We start from the raw sequence: 22,825 nt of genomic DNA, 5'->3' as shown, positions 1-22,825 counted from the left end.
GGCCCGCTTCTACCCTTCGACCTGTCGGTAGACGATGGTGGTCGACCCCAGGACGATCCGGGAGCCGTCGCGGAGCGTAGCGCGCTGGGTGTGCTGCCCGTCCACCACGATGCCGTTGGTGGAGCCGAGGTCCATGACCATCGCGGGCGTACCGGGGCGGATCTCCGCGTGCTTGCGGGACACCCCGGGGTCGTCGATCCGGATGTCGGCCTCGGTGGAGCGGCCCAGCACGACCGCGTTCTGGCTGATCTGGTGGCGGGCGCCGTTCACCTCGATCCAGCGCCGGGTGCCGGCGCCGCCGTGGCCCGCGCCGGGGAACGGCCGGACGTTGTTGCCGGGGGCCGGCGGGGCGGGCGGCATCGCGGGCGGGGCGGAGGGCGGCGGCGGAGCGCCGTACGGGGCGCCGCCGCCCTGCTGCCAGGGCGCGCCCGGGGCCGGCGGCGTCGGCGGGCGGCCGTAGCCGGGCGCGGCGGCGGGCGGCGCGGGCGGCTGCTGCGGCTCCTCGGACGTCAGCGTGCGGCTGCGCACCCGGTACAGGCCGGTGTCCAGGTCGTCGGCCTTCTCCAGGGCGACCTGCAGCGGGCCCATGAAGGTGTAGCGCTGCGCCTCGGCGTACTCGCGGACCATGCCGGCGAGCTCGTTGCCGAGCTGCCCGGCGTAGGGGCTGAGGCGCTCGTGGTCGTGCGGGCTGAGTTCGACGATGAAGTCGTTCGGGACGACCGTGCGGTCCCGGTTCCAGATGCTGGCGTTGTTGTCGCACTCGCGCTGCAGGGCGCCGGCGATCTCCACCGGTTGGACCTCGGACTTGAACACCTTGGCGAAGGTGCCGTTCACGAGACCTTCGAGTCGCTGCTCGAACTTCTTCAGGACTCCCACGGTGCACCCCCTTTCAGGGCGTCGGTCGGGCCGGCTTCTCGGCTGGAAAGCGGTACTTCCGTACTGATCGTATCCACGCCCGGCCCTTCCGTACGGTTCCCCGGCCAGGTCGCGCCCGGAGGGTACCCACTGGGCGGTCCGCTCACCCGTTCGGCCCGGCCCCCGGTTGCGGCCCGGTGGGAGGCGTGCAGGGGGCCCGGCGGAATGGATTCGCAGGTGGGGCTCGGGGCGTGCTAATGTTTTCCATGTCGGAAGGGGCACCCGCAAGGGAGCCGAACGGAAGACCCGGAGAGATGCGCTAAGCTTCTCGAAGAGTCGAAAGAGCGACAAGCTCCCGAAGACAACACCCATGCGCGGGTGGCGGAATAGGCAGACGCGCTGGATTCAGGTTCCAGTGCCCGAAAGGGCGTGGGGGTTCAACTCCCCCCTCGCGCACAGCGAAGCCCCGCAGATCTCAGGATCTGCGGGGCTTTTTTGTTGTTCCCGGAAATGCCGCCCTGCCGCGTCGTCGGCGCGGGCTCAGGCAGGCAGCGCGGGCTCAGGCGGGCAGCACGGCGTGCAGGGCGAAGCCGCCGTCGGGGGTGGGGCCGGCGGTGAAGGTGCCGCCGAGCAGGGCGGCGCGCTCGCGCAGGCCGACCAGGCCGTGTCCGCCGCCGGGCAGCGGGGCGGCGGGGGCGGGGCCGGTCGGCGGGCCGTTGCGGACCTCGATGTGGAGCTTCTCGCCGCGGGCGGCGACCCGGACGGTGACCTGGGCGCCGGGGGCGTGCTTGCTGATGTTGGTGAGGCCCTCCTGGACGGTCCGGTACGCGGCCCGTTCGACGGCCTCGGGCCAGTCGCGGCGGCCGGGGTCGAGCCGGTGGGCGACGGGCAGGCCGCTGCCGCCGATCAGCCGGGGCAGGTCGGCGAGGGTGGGCTGCGGGGTGAGCGGGGTGCCGCTGCGGGCGCCGTCGGCGCGCAGCACGCCGACCATCTGGCGGAGTTCGTCCAGGGTGCGGACGGAGAGTTCGCGGATGGTGCGGGCGCCGTCCCGGGCGGCCGGGTCGGTGCTGGCGACCTGGATCGCCCCGGCCTGGATGGAGATCAGGCTGACCTGGTGGGAGACCACGTCGTGCATCTCGCGGGCCAGCCGGGCGCGTTCGGCGGTCAGCACCCGTTCGGCGATCAGCCGGCTCTCGCGCCGGCGGCCCTGGGTGAGTTCGGTGACGCGTTCGCCGAGTTCGCGGCGGGTGCGGGTGAGCATGCCGAGCGCGGCCGGTCCGGCGCCGAGCATCACGCACTGGATGGCGTACAGCGCGTTGTCCCGGCTGAGTGCGAACAGGTCCGGGGCGAAAGGCCAGTGGAAGAACTCGACCAGGGCGAAGGAGACCGCGCAGGCGACCGGGATCCGGGGCTTCGGGTAGGCGGCGGAGACCGCGTACACGGCGGTGAGCGGGGCCAGCCAGATCTCGTTGAAGAACGCGCCGGGCAGCGCGAGCAGGGCGACCGTCAGCGGGTAGCGGCGGCGGGCGAGCAGGGCGACGACGGACAGCGCGGACAGGGCGATCTGCCAGGGCTCGGAGCCCTTGGCGACCAGGGCGGAGTCGACCGCGGCGGCCGCGACCGGGACCAGCAGGGTGGTGCGGGGGGAGCGCAGCCAGGCCCGGCGTCGCGGGACGGCGGCGGCCCCGACCTCGGCGGTGGCGTCGGTCACTCCCCGTCCCGGCGTTCGCGGACCAGGCCGGCGCGGTGCGCGACGACGGCGGCCTGGACCCGGTTGGCGGCGCCGAGCTTGGCCAGGATGGCGCTGATGTGGTCCTTGACGGTGCCGGTGCCGAGGAACAGGCGGTCGGCTATCTCGGCGTTGGAGAGGCCCTCGCCGAGCAGCGCCAGTACGTCGAGTTCGCGGCCGGTGAGCCGGTGGGTGAGGGCGGTGGCGGTGAGGTCGGGGCCGCCGCCGTCGACGTAGCCGGTGATCACGGTGCGGGCGACGGTCGGGGAGAGCACGCTGCCGCCGGACGCGAGCACCCGGACGGCGTGCACCAGCTGTTCGGGCGCGGTGTCCTTGAGCAGGAAGCCGGCGGCCCCGGCGCGCAGCGCGGTGCCGATGTACTCCTCGGTGTCGAAGGTGGTGAGCATCGCGACGACCGGCGGGTCGGGCAGTGCGCGCAGCCGGCGCAGCACGCTGATGCCGTCCAGGTCGGGCATCCGGACGTCGAGCAGCACCACCTCCGGGGAGAGCGCCAGGGTCTGCTGTTCGGCCTGGCCGCCGGAGCAGCCGCCGACGACCTCCAGGTCGGGTGCGGAGCCGACGATGAGGCCGAGCCCGGAGCGGACCAGCACCTCGTCGTCCACGATCAGGACCCGGGTCGGCGGCATGTCTCTCCCTCGTGGGGGTTTCGGTTCGGTCCCGGGAACGGCCCGGGACCCCCGCCGATCGGCGGGGGTGGGAATCCGCTACCGGATTCACGCAATTCTCATCTCCGCTGGGCAACCATGGAAATCGGGGCCGAGTGCGCAGACTGCGCGCGGATGCGCCCCGAGTTTCGATCGTCTGGAATGGTTGCTGTGTCCACAGTGAAGACGGCTGCCTCGGCCGTGTCCCCCACCCGGGGCGAAGGCCCCGGTCCGCTGGAGCGCTGGCGGCGCCGGGCCGCCGGGTCGACGGTCTGGTACCTGCGACTGGTCGCGCTGCTCAACCTGGTGGCGGTGCTGTCGGTGCCGTTCCGGAACCAGGTGCAGCGTCACAACGAGGGGGAGTTCTTCACCCCCTACCTGGTCACCGCCGGGCTGACCGCGGTCGCGCTGTCGCTGTTCCTGGCGGTGGCGATGCGGCGCCGCAAGCGGGCGGCGTGGATCTTCAACACCGTCGCGGCGGGGCTGACCTTCGCCACCTTCCTGGCGCTGATGGTCTGGGGGGAGCACTTCACCTCGCACCCCCTGAACTGGTTCTCGGTGGTGCTGACCGGTCTGTTCCTGGTGGCGCTGCTGGTCTCGCGCCGGGAGTTCACCTCCAAGGGCGACCGCTCCAACCCGAAGACCGCGGTCGCGGCGGGCGTCGGCGGCGTGCTGCTCGGCGGCCTGATCGGCTCGGTGCTGGTGCAGCTGACCAACCACATCAGCGGGGCGGGCTTCGGCACCCGGTTCAGCTACTCCGTGCACCGGATGATCACCGTGACGCCGTCGGCGAAGGTGATCGACGTGGTCTCCGTGCCGACCTGGGTGAACGCGGCGATCAACGTGATGGGCGCGCTGCTGTTCCTGGGCGTGGTGTACGTGACGTTCCGCTCGCCGCGCGGCGAGGAGCTGCAGACCGACGAGGACGAGCAGAAGCTGCGCGAGCTGCTGGAGAAGCAGGGCGAGCGGGACTCGCTGGGCTACTTCGCGCTGCGTCGGGACAAGGCCGTGGTCTTCTCGCCGAGCGGGAAGGCGGCGATCGCCTACCGGGTGGTCGGCGGCGTCACGCTGGCGTCCGGCGACCCGATCGGCGACCCGGAGGCCTGGCCGGGCGCGATCGACGCCTGGCTGGCGGAGGCCCGCGAGCACGCCTGGGTGCCGGCCGTGATGGGCGCCTCCGAGGAGGCCGGGGTGATCTACGCCCGGCACGGCCTGGACGCGCTGGAGCTGGGCGACGAGGCGATCGTCGAGCTGGACGAGTTCTCGCTGGACGGCCGCGCGATGCGGGTGGTCCGGCAGGCCTACAACCGGGTCAAGCGGGCCGGGTACACGGTGCGGATCCGTCGCCACGAGGACATCCCGGAGACGGAGATGGCCGAACTGGTCGCCAAGGCCGACCACTGGCGCGACGGCGCGACCGAGCGCGGCTTCTCGATGGCGCTCGGCCGGCTCGGCGACGCGTGCGACGGACGCTGCGTGATGCTGGAGTGCTTCGACGGGGACGGCGAGCTGCGGGCGCTGCTGAGCTTCGTCCCGTGGGGCGTGCACGGCCTGTCGCTGGACCTGATGCGGCGCGACCGGGACAGCGAGAACGGCCTGATGGAGTTCATGGTCATCGAACTCCTGCAGCGCGCGAAGGAGGTCGAACTGGAACGGGTCTCGCTGAACTTCGCGATGTTCCGGTCGGTTTTCGAGCGCGGCTCCAAGCTGGGCGCCGGACCGGTGCTGCGGCTGTGGCGGGCGGTGCTGGGATTCTTCTCCCGCTGGTGGCAGATCGAGTCGCTGTACCGGGCGAACGCGAAATACCGGCCGATCTGGGAGCCGCGGTATCTGCTCTTCCAGAAGAGCAGCGAGATTCCGCGGATCGGTATCGCCTCCGCCCGCGCGGAGGGTTTCATCACGGTGCCGACCATGCCGGCGCTGTTCCGGCGACGCCACGCCCGCAAGGGCTGAGCCACGGGCTTCCCGGCCCGACGGGTCCGGGACGGTGGTCCCTCCGCCGGGGGGCGGAGCGGGCCGGGAGATCAGACTCCGGTAGGACGTGATCGGGCTTCGAAGCTGATGCCCTTGATACGTCCGCTGCGTAGTGTCGAAGAAGAGGCGTGGAACGAGGCGCGAAACAGGACGGACGTCGGGAAAAGCCGTACGTCGGAAACGGGAGAATCGGGACGTGAAGCAGAACACCCACGCGGGGGGCGTGCGATCGGGGCCGGGGGCGGTATTCCGCCGGGCCGCGGTCGCCGAGTGGGGGGCGCTGTTCGGCGCCGTGAAGGAACGGGTGCTGCGGCGGAAATTCGCGGCGGTGCCGCTGGCGACCGCGGCGACCGCGCTGGTGCTGCTGTTCTCGATCGTCCAGCACCTGCCGGGCGGGGCCCGGTTCGTCGCGGACATCGGGGTGGTGAAGGCGGCGCTGCCGCTGGACGTGTCGCTGCTGCGTACGCCGCTGTCGCTGTACGTGCCGGCCCTGGACCTGCCGGTGTGGGGGGCGCTGGCGCAGGTGTTCCTGGTGTTCGGGGTGGCGGAGATCGTGCTGGGGCGGCGGCTGACCCTGGTGGTCGCGTACGTCTGCACCCTGGCGGGGACGCTGTTCGCCCGGGTCGCGGTGGCGCTCGGCCCGCACCACCTGCTGGGGTTCCCGCGCTGGGTGGCGCACGTGCGCGACACCGGGCCGTCGGCGGCGGTGGTGGCGCTGGCCGTGGTGGTGGCGTTCCGCTGCCGGGCCTGGTGGACGGGCGGCGCCGTGGTGCTGGCGATGGTGGTGGAGGCGGCGCTGCTGCCGAACCTGGCGGGTCTGGAGCACCTGGTGGCGATCAGCACGGCGGTGCTGATCTCGGTCTGGGTCGAGGTGTTCGGCGACTACTGGCCGCGGGTGCTGTCCGGGGTCGGCGCGGCCGCCTCGGTGGCGCAGGGCGGGGCCAGGGCCGTCACGCCCTGACCCCGACGGGTGCTCAGCCGCGGGGCAGCGGCATCTCGAAGTAGACGACCTTGCCGACCGCCTTGCGGGAGGTGCCCCACTTCTCGGCCAGCTTGCTGACCAGGTTCAGGCCGCGGCCGTGCTCGGACAGCGAGTCGGCGGGCTCCAGCGACGGCAGGTTGTGGTTGTCGTCGCTGACCTCTACCAGCAGCTTGTCGACCCGGATCAGCTGCAGCTGCACCTCGGAGCGGGCCACCCGGACGGCGTTGGTGACCAGTTCGGACACCAGCAGCTCGACCGTCTCGCCGATGGCCGTCAGCTGCCAGGCGGCGAGCTGGTCGCGCACCAGGCGGCGGGCCCGGCCGACCTCGGCCTCGGTGACGCCCAGCTGCCAGGTGGCGACCTCGGTCGGCGGGACGCCGTCGAAGCGGGCCACCAGCAGCGCGATGTCGTCCTGCCGGTCGTCCGAGTGCAGGGTGTTCAGCACGGTGTCGCAGGCCTCGTCGGGGGTCTGCTTGGGGTCGATCAGGTTGCCGCACAGCGCGGCCAGACCTTCTCCTATGTCGCCGCCGCGGACCTCGACCAGGCCGTCGGTGCACAGCACCAGCATCGAGCCGTCCGAGACGTCGATCCGGGTGGCGACGAACGGCACCCCGCCGACGCCGATCGGCGCGCCCGAGGGCAGGTCGAGCAGTTCGCCGCGCCCGTCGGGGTGGACCAGGACAGGCGGGACGTGGCCGGCCGAGGCGAGTTCGCAGGTGCGGTTGATCGGGTCGTAGACGGCGTACAGGCAGGTCGCCAGGTGGTCGTCGCCGATCTTCAGGGCCAGGTTGTCGAGGTGGCGCAGCAGCTGGCCGGGTGGCAGGTCGAGGGCGGCGAGGGTCTGCATGGCGGTGCGGAAGCGGCCCATCGCGGCGGCCGAGTGCAGGCCGTGGCCCATCACGTCGCCGACCACCAGGGCGACCCGGCTGCCGGGCAGCTGGATGGCGTCGAACCAGTCGCCGCCGACCTCGGCCTTGCGGTCGCCCGGCATGTAGCGGTGGGCGATCTGCACGCCGGGGATCTTCGGCGGGCGGGTGGGGATCATCGAGCGCTGCAGGGTGGTGGCGACCTTGGACTCGGCGCGGTGCAGCCGGGCGTTGTCCAGCGACAGGGCGGCGCGGGCGGCGATCTCCTTGAGGGTGTCGGCGTCGGCGCGGGTGAACGGCGCCCGGTCGGACAGCCGCAGCAGCTTGAGGATGCCGAGCACCGCGCCGCGGGCGGACAGCGGCAGCACCAGCATCGAGCGGCCGACCACGGTCGGCTCCAGTTCGGGGCCGCCCAGCGAGGCCGCGTAGTCGACCGCGACGTCCGCGGAGATCAGCGGCACCAGCACCGGCTGGTTCTCCTGCAGGGCCAGCCCGGGCGGGGTGGCGCGCGGCATGGTGAGCAGCGAGCCCTCGTCCAGGACGTGGTTCCAGCGCGGCGAGCCGGCGTTGAAGGTGCGGGCGACGCGGCGCAGCACGGTGCGGTCGTCGGGCGGGTCGGCGGGGAGTTCGCCGTCCGAGAGCAGCCCGTCGAGGACGTCCACGCAGGCGAAGTCGGCGACCCGGGGGACCAGCACCGCGCACAGCTCGCGGGCGGTGGTGTCCAGGTCGAGGGTGGTGCCGACCTGGCTGCCGACCGAGGCCAGCAGCGCGAGGTCGCCGTCGTCGGGCAGGCCGCGGACCACCTCGACGCCGGCGCGGGCGGCCCTGGCGGGGCCGGGCACGGCGGCCGGGGCGGTGGCCGGTTCGGGTGGGGCGGCGGCGGGGTCGATGGCGGGGCCTCCCGGGGTCGGGCCGTGGGCGGCGGCTTCGCGTGGGCTGGGCACGGTGCTGCCGGGCACCCGCGCGTTCTCCGCGGACCCGGCAGCCTGTATCCGTACCCCGAGCGGGGCGCGGGCACCCGTGCCGCGCTGCGGCTCCGCGGGGCGCCGGACGGTGCGCTCGCGCTGCTGGGCGGCCCGCTGCTGCGGTGTCGGGTAGCGGCGGCCGATGCCGGCGGCGACCCGCGCGGTGCCGGACGGCCCGCCCGGCGAGGACTGGTACGGGGCGACCGCGAGCAGCGTCGCGCCGTCCACCCGCAGGGCCGGCGGGCCGGCCGCGGACAGGGCGGCCAGCAGGCGGGCGCGGAGCTCCGCGGAGCCCGGCGGCAGCAGCGCGGCCAGCGCCTCGGGGGCCTGCCCGACGGGCGGCGCGAGGGCGGCCGCGACCTGCTGCGGGCGGACCGCGGCGGGCGCGGCGGTGTACGGGACGAGACGCTCGCCGAGGGCGATCCGGGGGCCGGCGGCGCGCAGCGGGCCGGCGTCGGCGGCCAGCACCAGCAGTGCGCGGCCGGCCGGTTCGGCCAGCGGGTAGGCCCACCAGAGGATGTCGCGCGGCCGTTCCTCGCGGTCGTGCACCGTCATCCCGCCGGCCCACGGGCCGTCGGCGGTGAGGTCGTCGAGGGTGTCGAAGGCGTCGCAGCGGTGCGCGGGGGCGTCCGAGTCGTGGCGGGGGCAGAGGGCGGGCAGCAGACCGTGCGCGGTGCGGCCGACGGCGACGGCCGCGCGATGGCCGAAGAGTTCCTCCGCGGTGCGGTTCCACACCGCGATCCGGCCGTCCGGATCGACCAGCACGGCGGCCACCCGCAGCAGCGCCACCACCCCGGCGGGGAGGCCGCCCGGCAGGTCCGCCCGGTCGGGTGCGGAAATGGGCTGGTCCACCATGGATATCGGTCTGCCCCTTTGAGTTCTTGCTGCTCCTCCTGGCCGGTGCGCGCGTCCTTGCGTGCGTCCTCCAATGAAGCACGGAGATGCCAATGGGAGGTAGTTAATCGGGCAGATTCGTCCGTATCAGTTGCGTGTCGTTGACGGCGCGCCCCCGGTGTGCTCCGTCATCACCCGGTCGGGCGGCGCGGCGGCCCCGGTAGGGTTGCCCGGGTGAGCGTACCGAGCGTCGAGGTGTGGGCGGATCCGGAGCGGCAGGAGCTGGAGGAGCGGGTCGCGGCGGCCGAGCTGGCCTGGCTGACCCTGGACGTGGACGTGGCCACCCTGCGGGTGGAGATCGACAACTTCGCGCTCGCCCACCACCAGCTGCTCGGCCCGCTGTACGCCGAACTGGACGAGCTGGACGCGCTGATCGCCGAGGCGGTGGCGGCGCTCAGCGGCGACCCCGAGGACCTGCGGCGGGCGGCCGAGGCCCGGGAGCGGGTCGAGCCCGCCGAGCAGCGCGGCCCGCGCGAGGGCGAGCCGGAGGCCCGCCGGGTGCGGCCCGACAGGGACGCCCAGCGGGTCTACCGCGAACTGGCCCGCCGCGCCCACCCCGACCTGTCCACCGACCCGGCCGAGCAGCAGCGCCGCTCCGCGTTCATCGCCCGGGTCAACGAGGCGTACGCGCTGGCCGACACCGAAGGGCTGGAACGGCTCGCCGAGGAGTGGTCCACCGACCCGGAGTCCGCGCCCGCCGTCGACTCCCCCGACCGGCTGGCCTGGCTGCGCCAGCGCCTGGAGTGGCTGAGCGGCCGGATCACCGCGCTCGCCACCGAGCAGGTCCGGCTGGAGCGCACCCCGATGGGCGAGCTGCTGCTGCTCCGCCCGGACGAGCCGGAACGCCTGCTGGAGGACCTCGCCGAGCAGCTGCTGGCCACCGCGTCCGACCGGCAGTCCCGGCTGGCCGCGCTGCTGCCGGACAATGGCCCGAACGATTCGCCCCGACCCCAGGAGACCGCCCCGATGTTCGCTCAGCTGCCCACCACCGACGCCGCCTCGGTGCCCGCCGACGCCGCCCTGCTCGACGTCCGCGAGCAGGACGAGTGGGACGCCGGCCACGTGGACGGTGCGCTGCACATCCCGATCGGCCAGGTGGTGGCCCGCCTCGACGAGCTGCCCGACGCCCGGCTGTACGTGCTGTGCCGGGTCGGCGGCCGCTCCGCGCAGGTCGTGCAGTACCTGGTCGGGAACGGCCGGGACGCGGTGAACGTGGACGGCGGCATGTACGCCTGGGAGGCCGCCGGCCGCCCGATGGTGGGCAGCGGCGGCCAAGACGCCTTCGTCCTGTAACAGCGGCCCCTCCCGCCCCTGTTCGAACGGGTGCGCGGTGCGGCAGGATGGCCGCCGTGCGCGTCTGGTCGAAGCCCGCCCGGGCGGTGCTGACGTTCGCCGGGGCGGGGCTGGGGGCCGGCACCCTGGCGTTCCTCGCCGCGCTGTTCCTGCACGTGGCGCCGGAGAACGCGCTGTCCCGCGAGTACCGCGTCGAGCTGAACGCCGTGGTGTACCCGGAGTTCGAGCAGAACTGGCAGCTCTTCGCACCGGACCCGCTGCAGCGTGAGGTCACGGTGTTCGCCCGGGTGCAGACCATCGCCGACGACGGCCGGATCACCACCCGCGACTGGCGCTCGCTGACCGCCGGCGACCTCGCCGCGATCCGGCACGACCCGGCGCCCAGCCACCTCGACCAGAACCTGCTGCGCCGCGCCTGGGACTTCTACGCCACCACCCACCCCGACGGGGACGGCCCGTCCGCCGGCGGCTCGCGCGGCCGACTTGCCGAGGAGTACCTGAAACGGATCGCCCTGCAGCGGATCGGCTTCGGCGGGGAGCGGGTGCTCCAGGTGCAGCTGCGGGCCGACACCCGGGCCGTCGCCCCGCCCGCCTGGAGCGACGAGCAGGTCGACACCTCCCCGCACGCCCGGGAGCTGCCCTGGTGGCCGGTGCAGGACGAGGACCGGCGGGGCCTGTCGTGAGGTTCGAGGCGCTCCGGGCCGCCCTGCCGCGGCTGCTGACCACCCTCGCCCCGCACCAGGCGGCGGCGGTGCGGATCGGGGTGGCCGGCACCTGGGGCGCCTACCTGCTGCGCGAGTGGCCGAACCGCCGACTGCTGTACGGGGACCGCTCGCCCTGGTCGGCGGAGCTGAACGACCGGCTGCTCGCCGAGACCCACGCCTTCACCGCGCTGTCGTGGAGTGACGGACGCGGGTGGTTCGAGGCGGTGTACCTGCTGGCGCTGGTCTCGGCCGCGGCCCTCGCGCTCGGCTGGCGCACCCGGGCGAGCGCCGTCGTCTTCGCGCTGACCGTGCTGTCCCTACAGAACCGCAACGTGCTGGTCGGCGACGGCGGCGACAACCTGGTCCACCTGCTGGCGATCTACCTGGTGTTCACCCGCTGCGGCGCCGTCTGGTCGCTGGACGCCCGCCGCCGCGCCCGCCGACCCGCCCCCGACCCGGACGCCTGGAGCGAGCCGCGGGCGCTGGCCGACGCGCTGGCGGCGATGCTGCACAACTGCGCGATGCTGGTGATCGCCGTGCAGGTGGTGCTGGTGTACGCCACGGCCGGTTGGTACAAGGTGCAGGGCGCCCGCTGGCAGGACGGCACCGCCGTCCACTACCCGCTGCACCTGGCCTCGTTCACGCCCTGGCCGGGCCTGTCGGCGCTGCTCGGCGGCAGCCTGCTGGTGACCTTCCTGCTCAGCTACGGGACGGTGCTCGCGCAGGTGGGCTTCCCGTTCGCACTGGCGAGCAGGCGGCTGAAGAACGTGCTGCTGGTGCTGATGGGGGCCGAGCACCTGGCGATCGCGGTGGTGCTCGGGCTGCCGTTCTTCTCGATGGCGATGCTCTCCGCGGACGCGGTGTTCTGGCCCACCGGGGCGCTGGTGGCGGTGGAGCGCGCGCTGACGGGCCGGCGGCGGAAAAGTCGCTAAGCTCCCGTTATGTCCTGGTTCACGGCCCTGCGCGAGACCGCGAAGGCCGGGCTGACCGTGGACTTCTCGCTCACCAACCCGCGCCGGTCGCTGCGCGCCGCGGTCGCCGCCGCGCTGGTGATCTTCCCGACGATGGCGATCTACGGGCCCGCGCACGCCGCGTCCGCCGCGATGGGCGCGTTCATCGCCGGGGTCGCGACCTTCCAGCGCTCGTTCCGGCCGCGTGCCTCGCTGGCCCTGGTGGCGGGCGCCGGGCTGGGCGTGTCGACCTTCCTCGGCTACCTGGCCGTCGGGATTCCCGGGGCCTTTCCGGTGCTGCTCGCGCTGTGGGCGTTCGGCGCCGGTCTGGCCTGGGCGATCAGCCCGACCGCCGGGGTGGTCTCCGCCAACACGCTGTCCGTGATGCTGGTGGTGGTGCAGCTGCCGGTGTCGGTGTCCGCCGCACTCGGCCACGCCCTGCTCTGCTCGATCGGCGGCGGCGTGCAGGCGCTGGTGGTCACCGTGTGGCCGATCGACAGCTGGCGGGCGCAGCGCGACGCCCTCGCCGACACCTACGCGGGGCTCGGCGACTACGCCCGCAGCCTGCGGCACGACCCGGTGGCGCACGTCGACCCGGAGCCGTTCATCGTCGCCCGGCAGGCCGCCCGGCTGACCGCCCGGCAGGCCCGCCGCCGCCCGCCCGAGCTGCGCGGCCTGCGCACCGTCGCGGAACGGATCCGGCCCGCGCTGGCCGCGCTCGCCGACCCGCGGGTCGGCGCCGCCGAGGAGGGGCCCGAGCGCGACCGGGCCCGCGAGGTGCTGGCCGCCGCCGCCGAGGTGCTGGACGCGCTGGCCCGGGCGATCCGCACCGGCGAGGCGGTGCGCCTGCCCAAGGACACCCCCGGCCTGGCGCTGGCCCGCCCCGGCACCGGCGAGGACCTGCTGCGCGGCGGCGCCCGCCGCTCCGCGCGCCGGCTGTCCGGGCTGCTCGGCCGGGCTGCCGACCGGCTCGACCGGCAGGACCGGACCGCCCTCCCGGCCCGCGCCGACACCGGACTGCGCCGCCCCCCGCTGGTCAAGGTCGCGCCCGCCGCGCTGGCCACCGTCGGCCGGCAGCTGCACCAGCACTCGGCGATCTTCCACCACGCGATGCGGATGTCCGCCGTGGTCACCTCCGCCTACCTGGCGGCCCGGCTGCTGGGCATCGAGCACGGCTACTGGGCGCCGATGGCCTCCGCCATGGTGATGCGCCCCGACTTCGCGCAGACCTTCAGCCGCGGCGTCGCCCGGATCGCCGGCACCGTCGCCGGCGTGCTGGTGTCCACCGCGATCGTGCAGGTGTTCCAGCCCAACGACTGGGTGCTGGCCTCGCTCGCCGTGTTCTCGATGGGCATGTCCTACATGATGCTGAGCACCGGGTACGCGCTGCTGACGGCCGCGATCTCCTCCTACGTGGTGTTCCTGCTCGGCCTGCAGCCCGGCGAGCCCGTGCAGCTGGCCTTCGACCGGGTCGCGATGACGCTGCTCGGCGGCGCGGTCGCGCTCGGCGCGTACGCGCTGTTCCCGACCTGGCAGACCGCCCGGCTGCCGGAGCGGCTCGCCGAGTGGCTGGCCGCCGCCGGGCGGTACGCGGCCGCCGTGTTCACCGCGTACGGCGAGCCGGCCGGCGGGCATGCCGAGGGCGACGTGCGGGCCGCGCTGCTGGACGTTCGGGAGACCCGCGCCGAGATGCTGGCCGCGCTGGACCGGGCCGAGCTGGAACCCGTGCACCACTTCGCGAGGACGCCGGAACTCAGCCGCAAGCAGTTCGACCGGGCCCGTTCCGCGGTCGGCATGCTGGACCGCTCCACCGTCCTGCTGGAGGCCCACCTGCCCGCCGAGGACGCCCCGCCGCTGCCCGGCGCCGGCGCGTTCGGCGAGGAGCTGCGGGACGCCACCGCGATCGCCGCCGCCGCGATCCTGCTCGGCCAGAACGTCGACTTCTCCCAACTGCGCGAGGCCCACCGCAGCTGGGACTACCTGCTGGCCTCGCTCCCCCGCGACGAGGGCATCGACGTCACCCGGGCCGGGGCCCGACTCGTCATGCAGGCGCTCACCGAGCTGGAGAAGGCCGTCCGGACGCGCCCGCAGCCGGCCCGGGAGGAGCCCGTACCCTCGACTGCGTGAGCGACACCTCGGTGCCCCAGCAGGGCGAGCAGTACGACGACGGACACCTCGCCGACGACCGCGAGATCGGCGTCGGCCCGCACCCCGAGCCGTGGCCCGACGACCCCCGGCTCGACCCCGAGCTGCTCGCCGCCGGCGACCGCCGCAACGTCACCGACCAGTACCGGTACTGGCGGCACGAGGCGATCGTCGCCGACCTCGACACCCGGCGGCACGGCTTCCACGTCGCCGTGGAGAACTGGCAGCACGACTTCAACATCGGCTCCGTGGTGCGCACCGCCAACGCCTTCCTCGCCGGGGAGGTGCACATCGTCGGGCGGCGCCGCTGGAACCGGCGCGGGGCCATGGTGACCGACCGCTACCAGCACGTGCGCCACCACGACTCGGTGGCCTCGCTGGCCGCGTACGCCGCCGAACGGGGACTGCCGATCATCGGCATCGACAACCTGCCCGGCGCGGTGCCGCTGGAGACCTACCCGCTGCCCGAGCGCTGCGTGCTGCTGTTCGGTCAGGAAGGCCCGGGGCTGACCGACGAGGCGTGGGCGCACTCGACGGCGGTCTGCTCGATCGCCCAGTTCGGCTCCACCCGCTCGATCAACGCCGGGGCGGCCGCGGCGATCGCCATGCACGCGTGGGTGCGGGAGCACGCCGCCGTCGGCGCGCTCCCGCAGGGCTGAGCAGTCGCCGGTCGCCGGTCGTCGTGCGTCAGGAGAACAGCAGCTTCCAGGTGTGCGGGCCCGGGTAGCCGTCGGCCTCCGCGCCGGTCCAGCCCTGGGCGCGTTGGAAGGCCTCGGTGGCCTTCCGGTCGGCCTCGCCCCAGTCCGGGCTCGGGCCCTCGCGGTAGTAGCCGCCGAAGCCCTTCTTCACCAGCTGCCGGCCGAGCTGGGTGACGTAGTCGTTGACCTTGCCCGGCCCGAACTTGTCCGCGCCCGGGAACGGCGGCAGGGCCTGGGTGGTGGGCGGGGGCGGCGCCGGGGCGCCGGTGGCGGGCGGGATGTCCTTGCCCTTGTGGTGGACCAGGAAGTCCCAGGTGTCCTTGCCCGGGTAGCCGTCGGCCTCCGCGCCGCGCCAGCCCTGGGCCAGCTGGAACGCCTCGGTGGCCTTCCGGTCGGCCTCGCCCCAGTCCGGGCTGGGCCCCTCCCGGTAGAACCGGCCGCCGCCGCGCTCCACCAGCAGCTTCCCCAGCCGCGTCACGTAGTCGTTGACCTTGCCGGGCCCGAACGTGTCCGCCCCCGGGAACGCGTCCGAGCCGTCCGGGGCCGGTGACGGCCGGGTCAACCCCTTGTAGCGGTACGGCTGGTAGCCGCTGGAGTTGTGCCAGTAGGCGTACGGGGTGCTGCGTTCGGTGGTGCCCGGGCGGGTCTGCTCCAGGGCCGTGTACTTGGTGTGCGCGCCGTCCGCCCAGCCGCCGAACAGCACCGCGTGGGAGCCGCCCTGCGGGTCGTCGGCGTTGTTGTAGATCAGTACGTCGCCGGGCTGCAGGTCGTCCTTCGAGATCCGGTCGGCGAAGTCCGGCAGCGTCCAGGTGGTCTGACTGCTGCCCAGGCCCCAGGCCATCGACACGAAGCCGGAGCAGTCCTGCCGGTAACCGTCCGACCAGTACTGCGACATGCTGTACGGCACCTTCTGGTCCACCCAGGACTGCGCCCGCCGCATGATGTCCGTCCGGGTGGTGGCGGGCAGGGCCAGTGACCGGCGGGCCGTCGGCGGTGCGCCGAACAGGCCCGCGACCCCGCCCTGCGGCGTGGTGGCGGTCTGCGGGCTGTCGGTGCGCGGCGCGGCCGCGGCTATCGACGCCACCGCCCCGCCGCCGAACACGCTGCCGACGGCGGCCAGCAGCACCGCCGCCCGCCGCGCGCCGCGGGCCTGCACCGAGACGCCTCGGCCCGACCGGACGGCGAGGTGCCTGGCCCGGCGGCGGGCGGTGCAGCCGCCGCAGGCACAGGACTCGTCCGGTTCGACATCGCTGAACTCCATCAGCACAGGGGACCTGCCTTTCCTCGGTGAGTGGGTCTCACATTTCACGGAGGCAGCAGCGCGGACCACCTGATGGGCGGTCGGACTGGGCAGAACGGGTGAACGGCGGGGAGACCGTGCGGCGTGGCGTCGGGCCGGGGGAGCGGTAAGGCGGTGGGACTGACGGTCGGTCAGGCGAAGGATCCGGGCCGGTGGTTATTCCCACTGCCAGCGGATGCCCACCTGGCCGGGTTGCTGGTCGGCGGTGAGGACGTGGGCGCTGGCGGAGGCGCCGATCCAGAGGGGCTCGCGGTGGCGGTCGGTCTCGGTGCCCGGGGTGCGGTCGAAGCGCTCGCACTGGACGGGGACGGCGGCGGGGTCGAAGTGGACCTGCAGGACGTATTCCCGCACGGGGGCGGCGAAGAACCGGCCGTAGTCGGCGGTCGGGCCGGCGTCGGGGATCTGCACCTCGTACTCGAGGACGGTGGAGTCGCCGAGGGCGAGCGGCCGGTCGAGGAGGAGTTCGGCGACCAACAGCCCGCTCTCCGGGCGGCGGCGGACCCGGCCGAGGCGGGCGTGCCGGACGTTGGTGATCTCGGGGCAGGTGTCGGTGCCCTCGTCGGACTTGTGGACCACGACGTGCCGGGTGACGCCGTCCACGGTGGCGCGGACCACCTGGCGCATCCGCAGCAGGTGGCCGCGGCGGGAGGCGTCGACGTAGTAGGCGTCGTGGATGGACTGCCGCTCCAGCTGGCCGGCCGGCGGGGCGTCGAGTTCGGCGAACACCTCGCCGAGTTCGGTCTGGCCGGGCCAGACCTGCTCGACCCGCAGGCCGTCGGGGGCCGGGCCCTGGGTGACCCAGCGGCCGCGCGGGCGGGGCGGGCCGAGCAGCGCGGTGAGGGCGGCGTGGCGCAGGCCGAGGAGTTCTTCGAGCAGGTGGACGGCGCGCAGCGAGGTGGCCCGTTCGGGCTGGCTGCGGCCGCGACGCCAGTAACTGAGCGTGGTGACACTGACTCTGACGCCCTGTTTGGCGAGCGCGGCGCGGATCCGGTCGAGGCTGAGCCCGCTGTGCTCGATCGCGGCGTTGAGGACCTCGGCGAAGCCTCCCTGCGGGGAAGCGGGTGCTGCGGGCGCGATGGGAACGGCGGGAATGGCAGGCGCGACAGGAATGGCGGGAACGACGGGAACGACGGCGGCGGTGGCCGTCGCGGCGACGGCGGCCTGTGCGGTGACGGCGGCCTGTGCCGCGGGAGCGGATACGGGTGCGGCGGAGTTGCGGACGGCTGCCTGCGGGCCGGCCGGCGCGGCCGGTCCGGCCGGTGGCCGGTCACCGCCGTGTTCGCGCTGGCCGACCAGGCGGAGCCGGCCGGCGTGCTGTGGTTGCTGTGAGCCCATGCGACACCTTCCCCACCCGGCGGGTTCGGTGGGTTCGCCCCGGCTCCGCGGTGCGTCGGAGGTGCGCCGCCGAGTGTGGGGGAACCCTATGCAGGGTTGAGAGGCTACGTCATCAATCAGGACATATGACAGTGGTCACGACAAGTATTTCGCAGACGGATCGCACTGGAAACACTCCTGACACACAGGTGCCGGGAGGGCCCGTGGAGACCCTCCCGGCACCCGCGTTGAACGCGGGTCAGGAGACGTTCAGCGCGGTGTCGTCGATGACGAAGCTGGTCTGCAGCGAGGCGTCCTCGACACCGTTGAACTTCACGGTGACGGTCTGTCCGGCGTAGGCGGACAGGTCGATGCTCTTCTGCGTGTAGCCGGTGTTCTTGTCGAGGTTGGAGTACGTGGCCACCGAGGTGCCGTTGACCGACACGGTGAGCTTGTCGTACGCCGTGGTGGTGCTGGTCTCGGCGGTGTCGACGTGCAGCCAGAAGGACAGCGTCGCCTTGCAGCCGGCCGGGATCGCCACCGACTGGGAGACGGAGTCGGTGTGGGCGGAGCCGTAGCCGTCCATCCAGGCCTTCCAGGAGCCGCTGTGGGCGGCCTCGGAGGCGGAGTTGTCGACCACGCCGGTGCTGGTGGTCCACGGGGCGGCGGTGCCGGTCTCGAAGCCGGGGTTGCCGAGCAGCTGGGCGGCGGTGCAGCCGCCGGTGGGCGGCGGGGTGGTGCCGCCGGTGCCGAGCAGGGCGTTGGCGAGGCCGTCGGCGATCGGGGTGCCCCAGCCGGTGACCTGGTCGTAGCCGGTCTTCGCGGCGAAGTCCTGGTTCGAGCCGCTGGTCACGTCGTGCAGCGCGGTGCCGTACGAGCTGCTGTTGGCGACGGTGTACAGCTTCGGGTTGACCTCGCCCAGGTTGGGCTTGGACGCGGCCTTGGCCTTCTGGTTGTACAGCGCGGCGAAGCCGGACCACAGCGGGGCGGCCGCGGAGGTGCCGCCGTAGACCTGCCAGCCGGCGCTGCTGGTGCCCTGGGTGTAGATCGCGAAGCCGCTGTTCGGGTCGGCGTTGGACGCGATGTCGGGCACGGTGCGCATGGTGCCGGTGACGTTGGTGCCGGTCTGCCAGGTCGGCTTGGCGAACTGGGTGGAGACGCCGCCGCCGGCGGTGCTCCAGGCGCTCTCCGAGCTGTAGGCGGTACCGGAGACCTTCAGGTTGGTGCCGCCGACGCCGGTGTTGTACGGGCTGGAGGCGGGAAAGTCCACGGCCTTCACGGAGGAGCCCGAGGTGGAGCGGGTGCAGTCCCGGGAGCCGTCGTCGCCGGACGCCGAGAAGATCGAGATGCCCTGGGCGGCGGCCTGCTTGAAGGAGTTGTTCACCGCCGTCATCGAGGAGGCGGTGGTGTCGGGCTCGCAGGAGCCCCAGGATATGGAGATGACCTGGACCCGGTTGTCCGAGACGATCTTGGCGGCCATGTCGATCTCGCCCTGGTCGCTGTTGGGGGCCTCGTAGACCAGCTGGGTGGCCTTGGGGGCGACGCCGCGGACGATCTCCGAGTCCAGCTCGACCTCGCCCTGGCCGTCGCCGGGCTTCGAGTCGTAGCTGGCACCGTCCACCGAGACGGTGCTGACCGCCGGGCCGGACAGGCCGAACTGGCTGTCGTAGGTGGTCAGGTTGGAGGACTTGTAGCCGTCGAACTCCCAGAGCGCCACGGTGCTGCCGGTGCCGTCCGCGCCCAGCTGGTCGAGGCGGTAGGCGCCGTCGTAGCCGGCCGGGCCGAAGCCGCTCGGGGTGGCGTGCGGGGTGGCCGCGTCGGGCTTGGCGATCCGGGTGGTGCGCACGGTGTGGTCGTTGAGGCCGCTGACGCCCTCGACCACCCCGGCCAGCGAGGCCGGCAGCGTGGCGGCGGCGTCGTTGGCGAAGAAGGTCCGGTTGCCCTGCTGCGGGTCGCTGTAGGTCGACTCGTGGGTGCCGAACGCGGCGGCGACCTTCGAGGCCGAGCCGCTGGCGTTCACCACCTGGCGGTTGGCGCTGACCGAGTCGACCTTCAGGCCCTGGGCGGCGAGGAACGCGCGGACCTGGTCGACGTCGGCCTGGGTCGGGCCGAAACGCTCGTTGAACTGCTCCGGCGTCAGATAGTGCCCGAACTCCGGGGTGCCGGGCGTGCCGACCGCCGCGAGGAATCGGTCCAACTCGGCGGTGTTGCGCAGTTTCAGGCTGACGGCCACGGATATCTTCCGGTCGGCCGGGACGTCTCCCTGCTTGTGGGAGCGCGCCACCGCCGGGGTGACGGTCTGCGGGAGCGCCACCCGGGAGCCGGCGTTCGGCGTCGGCGCCGCCTGGGCGGTGCCGACGCCGAGCGAGACGGCGGTCAGGGGCAGGACAGCCAGGGCTGCGGCAAGGGCGAGCGAGCGGGGTCGCACGGGGTCCTCCGGAAGTCTGGGGGCGTTCCGGTTTTCGAAAACGCTCGCCAGAATCTTTCAGAGAACCTTCAGGAATTGGCCCATGCCTGGGCAATTGCTTACTAAAGAACAGTCAACTGTGGAGCGCTGCACGGCTTCGGTGAATGAACAGAATGTCCACAGATCAATTCAGTGAATAAGGATCAGGGGCGGCCGAGCCACTGGCTGAGCGCGGCCCGCAGCTCACCCCGGGTCGGGTCGACGCAGGCCCACGCCGCGTAGCCGTCCGGGCGGACCAGCAGCACGGTGTCGCGCAGCTTGCCGTGCGGGTCGGCCGGGGCGGCGGTGACCACCCGCTCCGCCCAGGAGTCCGCCACCGACAGCTCGTCGTTGCTGATCAGCACGGCCTTCCCGGCGCGCAGCGCCTCGTACAGCCGGGACGGGCCGCCGGGCGCGTCCACGGCCAGTCGCAGGTCCGGGACGCGGCGGCCGGCCAGCGGGTGGGCGCCCTTCTCGGCGGGGTAGGCGTAGCCGATGCCGGAGATCTGCTTGGCGCCCAACTCGGCCAGCGGGCCGAGGTGTTCGGCGACGGCGCCGATCGCGGTGCGCAGCACCCGGGTGGTGGCGTTCCGGCCGAGGGCGAGCCGCACCAGGGCGCCGGAGCTGCGCAGCACCGTCCGGCCGACCGGGTGGCGCTCGGTCTGGTAGGTGTCCAGCAGCGCGTCGGGGGCCCAGCCGCGGACGGCGGCGACCAGCTTCCAGCTCAGGTTGGCGGCGTCCTGCAGGCCGGTGTTCATGCCCTGGCCGCCGGCCGGGGAGTGGCAGTGCGCGGCGTCGCCGGCCAGGAACACCCGGCCGGAGCGGTAGCTCGGGGCCTGCCGTTCGTCGCTGTGGAAACGGGACGTCCAGCGGGCCTCGGCGAGGCCCAGGTCGCGGCCCGTCACCTCGCGCATCAGGTCGGCGAGTTCGGCGAGCACCACCGGCTCGGAGTCGGCCACCTGGTGGTCGCGGTCCCAGCCGATCGCCCGGTGCCAGCCGTCGCCGTAGGAGGCGAGGAAGACGAAGCCGCGCTCGGTCGCGCCGGCCGTCAGCGGCTCCTCCGGCTGGTGCTCCAGCCGGACGTCGGCCAGCATCACCGAGCGGACCACCGACTCGCCGGGGAACGGGATGCCCAGCAGGTCGCGCACCGCGGAGTGCACGCCGTCGGCGCCGACCGCGTAGCGCGAACGCAGCCGCTGCTCGCCGTCGGCGGTGCGGACGGTCAGCGTGACGCCCTCCGCGTCCTGCCGCAGGCCGGACAGTTCGGAGCCGCGGCGCAGCTCGGCGCCCGCCTTGACGGCCCGGTCGCGCAGCACCCGTTCGGTGTGGGACTGCGGGGTGACCAGCACGAACGGGAACCGGGTGGGCAGCGCGGAGAAGTCCGCCCGGAGCCGGCCGAAGGCCTGCAGGGACGGCATGGTCAGGCCGGTGGCGATCAGCTCGTCGGCCACGCCGCGGGCGTCGAGCTGTTCCAGCGTGCGGGCGTGCACCGCGAACGCCCTGGTCAGGTTGGACTCCTCGGCACGCTTGTCGACCACGGTCACCCGTAGTCCGGCCGCCGCCAGATCGCCGGCCAGCAGCAGGCCGGTCGGGCCGGCCCCGACCACCACCACGTCTGCGGTGAACTCCGTCTCGGACATCCGTCTCTCCCGTCGTCATCCCCCGTCGGCCGGTGGTCAACGGACCGGAGTCCCACGGCTTTCGGGTTCTCAGAGCGCTTTCAGACTGCCATCATCGCGGCCCCATTCGGGGCTGTGAACCTCCTTCCCATGACTCAGCCAGCGATGCGTCACCCGCTCCGCTCCGTTCCGGCGGTCGACGGCCGGTCCGCGGCCGTGGCCGCGGTCAGAACCCGGCTCGTGGAGATCGTGGTGCCGGTGTACAACGAGCAGCACTCGTTGGAGCGTTGCGTCGAGCGGCTGCAGGCGTACCTGGCGGAGACCTTCCCGTACGACTGGCTGATCACGGTGGCCGACAACGCCTCGGTGGACGGCACCTGGGAGGTCGCCACGGCGCTCGCCGAGCGGTTCCCGCAGGTCCGGGCGGTGCACCTGGACCTGAAGGGGCGCGGCCGGGCGCTGCGGCAGGTGTGGGGGCAGAGCGAGGCGGACGTGGTGGCCTACATGGACGTCGACCTGTCCACCGGGCTGGACGCGTTCCTGCCGCTGGTCGCGCCGCTGCTGTCCGGGCACAGCGACCTGGCCATCGGCAGCCGGCTGCACCGGGGTTCGGCGGTGGTGCGGGGCCCGAAGCGGGAGTTCATCTCGCGGACCTACAACTTCCTGCTGCGGGCCACCATGGCCGCGAAGTTCTCCGACGCGCAGTGCGGGTTCAAGGCCGGGCGCACCGAGGTGGTGAAGCGGCTGCTGGAACGGGTCGAGGACAACGCCTGGTTCTTCGACACCGAACTGCTGCTGCTCGCCGAGGCGTCCGGGCTGCGGATCCACGAGGTGCCGGTGGACTGGGTGGACGACCCGGACAGCCGGGTGGACATCGTCCGCACCGCGCTGGACGACCTGAAGGGCATGCTGCGGGTGGCCCGGCACACCCTGGCCGGCCGGGGCGCCGTCGACCTGCCGGCCCGGGTGCGACAGGCCCAGGTGCCGCCGGGATTGGGCTGGCAGTCCGTCAGCTTCGCCGTGATCGGGGTGCTCTGCACGCTGGCCTACCTGCTGCTGTTCCTGGTGCTGCGGCGGCCGCTGCCGGCGCTCCTCGCCAACGCGCTGGCGCTGGGCGTCACCGCCGTGTTCAACACCGCGGCGAACCGGCGCTTCACCTTCGGCGTGACGGGCCGTCGGGACGCCCTCAAGCACCAACTGGAGGGCGGGATCGCGTTCCTGGTGGGCCTGGCGCTGACCAGCGGGGCGGTGGCGGCGCTGCACGCGGCCTCGCCGCGGGCCGGGCGCGGGCTGGAGCTGGGCGTGCTGGTGGCGGCCAACGCGGCGGCCACCGTGGTGCGGTTCGTGCTGCTGCGGGCGTGGGTGTTCAACCCGCGCCGCGGGCGGCCCTGTTGACTCCCTGCCGAACTCCCCCTGGGGCAGGGAA

The 22,825-nt window shown here is 73.6% G+C and carries 16 protein-coding genes and 1 tRNA gene; 9 read left to right on the top strand and 8 right to left on the bottom strand.

Going from position 1 to position 22,825, the window contains the following annotated elements; genetic code table 11:
* Window positions 1–9 precede the first annotated feature (9 nt).
* Complete coding sequence (locus tag AMK19_RS00160) at window positions 10–876, bottom strand: FhaA domain-containing protein (protein WP_073807066.1); 867 nt, start codon at window positions 874–876, stop codon at window positions 10–12.
* 351 nt (window positions 877–1,227) lie between these two features.
* Here AMK19_RS00160 and AMK19_RS00155 point away from each other — a divergent pair.
* Window positions 1,228–1,311 (top strand) — tRNA-Leu (locus AMK19_RS00155).
* Between the two features lie 103 nt (window positions 1,312–1,414).
* On the opposite strand, the gene AMK19_RS00150 is transcribed toward AMK19_RS00155, so the two are convergent.
* Together AMK19_RS00150 and AMK19_RS00145 are read right to left on the bottom strand one after the other, a co-directional pair.
* On the bottom strand, window positions 1,415–2,566 hold the full coding sequence (locus tag AMK19_RS00150; RefSeq protein ID WP_083646403.1) for a sensor histidine kinase: 1,152 nt from the start codon (window positions 2,564–2,566) through the stop codon (window positions 1,415–1,417).
* Window positions 2,563–3,231, bottom strand: a complete 669-nt coding sequence (locus AMK19_RS00145; protein WP_073807064.1) for a response regulator — start codon at window positions 3,229–3,231, stop codon at window positions 2,563–2,565. Before AMK19_RS00145 ends, AMK19_RS00150 begins: the two co-directional genes overlap by 4 nt.
* Before the next feature lie 180 nt (window positions 3,232–3,411).
* Between AMK19_RS00145 and AMK19_RS00140 the strand changes: the two genes are divergently transcribed.
* Both AMK19_RS00140 and AMK19_RS35765 read left to right on the top strand, forming a co-directional pair.
* Entirely contained in the window at window positions 3,412–5,202 is a 1,791-nt protein-coding gene (locus AMK19_RS00140) for a phosphatidylglycerol lysyltransferase domain-containing protein (protein WP_083646402.1), read from the top strand.
* 217 nt (window positions 5,203–5,419) lie between these two features.
* Window positions 5,420–6,184, top strand: a complete 765-nt coding sequence (locus AMK19_RS35765) for a hypothetical protein (RefSeq protein ID WP_158071844.1) — start codon at window positions 5,420–5,422, stop codon at window positions 6,182–6,184.
* A gap of 13 nt (window positions 6,185–6,197) precedes the next feature.
* On the opposite strand, the gene AMK19_RS00130 is transcribed toward AMK19_RS35765, so the two are convergent.
* Window positions 6,198–8,891, bottom strand: a complete 2,694-nt coding sequence (locus tag AMK19_RS00130) for a SpoIIE family protein phosphatase (RefSeq protein WP_073807063.1) — start codon at window positions 8,889–8,891, stop codon at window positions 6,198–6,200.
* A 213-nt stretch (window positions 8,892–9,104) separates the two neighbouring features.
* Here AMK19_RS00130 and AMK19_RS00125 point away from each other — a divergent pair, with 213 nt between their 5' ends.
* From AMK19_RS00125 to AMK19_RS00105, 5 genes are read left to right on the top strand one after another with little or no spacing between them, the layout of a single operon-like run.
* Entirely contained in the window at window positions 9,105–10,223 is a 1,119-nt protein-coding gene (locus tag AMK19_RS00125) for a rhodanese-like domain-containing protein (RefSeq protein ID WP_083646401.1), read from the top strand.
* A 47-nt stretch (window positions 10,224–10,270) separates the two neighbouring features.
* The gene (locus AMK19_RS00120) at window positions 10,271–10,906 is read left to right on the top strand and encodes a DUF5819 family protein (protein WP_073807059.1); all 636 of its coding nucleotides are present in this window, start codon (window positions 10,271–10,273) and stop codon (window positions 10,904–10,906) included.
* Window positions 10,903–11,859, top strand: a complete 957-nt coding sequence (locus AMK19_RS00115) for an HTTM domain-containing protein (RefSeq protein ID WP_143199991.1) — start codon at window positions 10,903–10,905, stop codon at window positions 11,857–11,859. The genes AMK19_RS00120 and AMK19_RS00115 overlap by 4 nt, the downstream gene beginning before the upstream one ends.
* A 9-nt stretch (window positions 11,860–11,868) precedes the next feature.
* Window positions 11,869–14,004, top strand: coding sequence for an FUSC family protein (locus tag AMK19_RS00110; protein WP_073807057.1), 2,136 nt, complete (start codon window positions 11,869–11,871; stop codon window positions 14,002–14,004).
* On the top strand, window positions 14,001–14,681 hold the full coding sequence (locus tag AMK19_RS00105) for a TrmH family RNA methyltransferase (protein ID WP_073807056.1): 681 nt from the start codon (window positions 14,001–14,003) through the stop codon (window positions 14,679–14,681). Before AMK19_RS00110 ends, AMK19_RS00105 begins: the two co-directional genes overlap by 4 nt.
* 28 nt (window positions 14,682–14,709) lie before the next feature.
* Here AMK19_RS00105 and AMK19_RS00100 read toward each other — a convergent pair whose 3' ends face one another.
* From AMK19_RS00100 to AMK19_RS00085, 4 genes are all read right to left on the bottom strand, one after another.
* Entirely contained in the window at window positions 14,710–15,981 is a 1,272-nt protein-coding gene (locus AMK19_RS00100) for a peptidoglycan-binding protein (protein ID WP_073808220.1), read from the bottom strand.
* A 195-nt stretch (window positions 15,982–16,176) separates the two neighbouring features.
* Entirely contained in the window at window positions 16,177–17,355 is a 1,179-nt protein-coding gene (locus tag AMK19_RS00095) for a hypothetical protein (RefSeq protein WP_083646399.1), read from the bottom strand.
* A 238-nt stretch (window positions 17,356–17,593) separates the two neighbouring features.
* Window positions 17,594–19,762 carry a protease pro-enzyme activation domain-containing protein gene (locus tag AMK19_RS00090; RefSeq protein WP_073807054.1) on the bottom strand — a complete coding sequence of 723 codons (2,169 nt, stop codon included), beginning with the start codon at window positions 19,760–19,762 and terminating at the stop codon, window positions 17,594–17,596.
* 182 nt (window positions 19,763–19,944) lie between these two features.
* Window positions 19,945–21,420: an FAD-dependent monooxygenase gene (locus tag AMK19_RS00085; protein ID WP_073807052.1), complete on the bottom strand. Its 1,476-nt coding sequence runs from the start codon at window positions 21,418–21,420 to the stop codon at window positions 19,945–19,947.
* 129 nt (window positions 21,421–21,549) lie between these two features.
* On the opposite strand from AMK19_RS00085, the gene AMK19_RS00080 reads away from it, so the two are divergent.
* Entirely contained in the window at window positions 21,550–22,794 is a 1,245-nt protein-coding gene (locus tag AMK19_RS00080) for a glycosyltransferase (RefSeq protein ID WP_241844175.1), read from the top strand.
* The last annotated feature ends 31 nt before the right edge of the window (window positions 22,795–22,825 follow it).

This window comes from Kitasatospora sp. CB01950, from assembly GCF_001905465.1.
GTDB lineage: Bacteria > Actinomycetota > Actinomycetes > Streptomycetales > Streptomycetaceae > Kitasatospora.
Note: the sequence above shows the minus strand (reverse complement) of the source record. Positions and strands in the feature narration are given on the sequence as shown.

Coding starts and splice junctions, on each gene's coding strand:
- AMK19_RS00145 (WP_073807064.1), bottom strand. CDS start 3,231: ATGCCGCCGACCCGGGTCCTGATCGTGGACGACGAGGTGCTGGTCCGC.
- AMK19_RS00140 (WP_083646402.1), top strand. CDS start 3,412: ATGGTTGCTGTGTCCACAGTGAAGACGGCTGCCTCGGCCGTGTCCCCC.
- AMK19_RS00130 (WP_073807063.1), bottom strand. CDS start 8,891: ATGGTGGACCAGCCCATTTCCGCACCCGACCGGGCGGACCTGCCGGGC.
- AMK19_RS00120 (WP_073807059.1), top strand. CDS start 10,271: ATGGCCGCCGTGCGCGTCTGGTCGAAGCCCGCCCGGGCGGTGCTGACG.
- AMK19_RS00110 (WP_073807057.1), top strand. CDS start 11,869: ATGTCCTGGTTCACGGCCCTGCGCGAGACCGCGAAGGCCGGGCTGACC.
- AMK19_RS00100 (WP_073808220.1), bottom strand. CDS start 15,981: ATGGAGTTCAGCGATGTCGAACCGGACGAGTCCTGTGCCTGCGGCGGC.
- AMK19_RS00095 (WP_083646399.1), bottom strand. CDS start 17,355: ATGGGCTCACAGCAACCACAGCACGCCGGCCGGCTCCGCCTGGTCGGC.
- AMK19_RS00085 (WP_073807052.1), bottom strand. CDS start 21,420: ATGTCCGAGACGGAGTTCACCGCAGACGTGGTGGTGGTCGGGGCCGGC.
- AMK19_RS00080 (WP_241844175.1), top strand. CDS start 21,550: ATGACTCAGCCAGCGATGCGTCACCCGCTCCGCTCCGTTCCGGCGGTC.